Source organism: Methylobacterium sp. WL64 (assembly GCF_008039945.1).
In the GTDB taxonomy this organism is placed as follows: Bacteria; Pseudomonadota; Alphaproteobacteria; order Rhizobiales; family Beijerinckiaceae; genus Methylobacterium.
In genome coordinates this window covers 1-515 of sequence record NZ_VRVA01000333.1, presented here as the reverse complement: position 1 = coordinate 515, position 515 = coordinate 1, and the positions used below count along the sequence as shown (strand labels likewise).

Sequence of the window (515 nt, the reverse complement as noted above, 5' to 3'; positions counted from 1 at the left end):
CGCGCCGCCCCGCCGCCCGTGTTCACCCCGGTGCCGGTGTTCACCTGGACCGGCTTCTACGCGGGTTTCAACGCCGGCTACGCCTTCGACGCCAGCAGCCGCTCGAACAACTCCACCTTCGGCGTCCCGGCCCCGTTCGCCGTTCCCGGCACCACCGCCACCTTCCGCAACCGCAGCCAGGACGGCTTCTCCGGCGGCGCGCAGATCGGCTACAACGTCCAGTTCACCCCGGGTTCGGGCGTGGTCGTCGGCATCGAGGCCGACGCCCAGTACCTCGACTTCGGCCGTAGCCGGAACAACGCCTTCGTGAACGGCGCCGTCGCCCCGGGCTACTACGTCACCGACCCGCGCGGCCTGTCGAGCCTCGACTACTTCGGCACCGTGCGCGGCCGCCTCGGCTACGCCTTCGACCGCACCCTCGTGTACGGCACCGGCGGCTTCGCCTACGGCTCGGGCAGCGCCGACCGCTCGTTCGGCGGCTACGCCGGCAACGACAGCTTCCGCACCGGCTACGC

Annotated in this window: 1 protein-coding gene; it reads left to right on the top strand. The window is 71.8% G+C overall.

The window, feature by feature from the left end; genetic code table 11:
- Window positions 1–515: outer membrane protein (locus tag FV242_RS34160; protein WP_368732216.1), on the top strand; the 515-nt coding region annotated here is incomplete at both ends.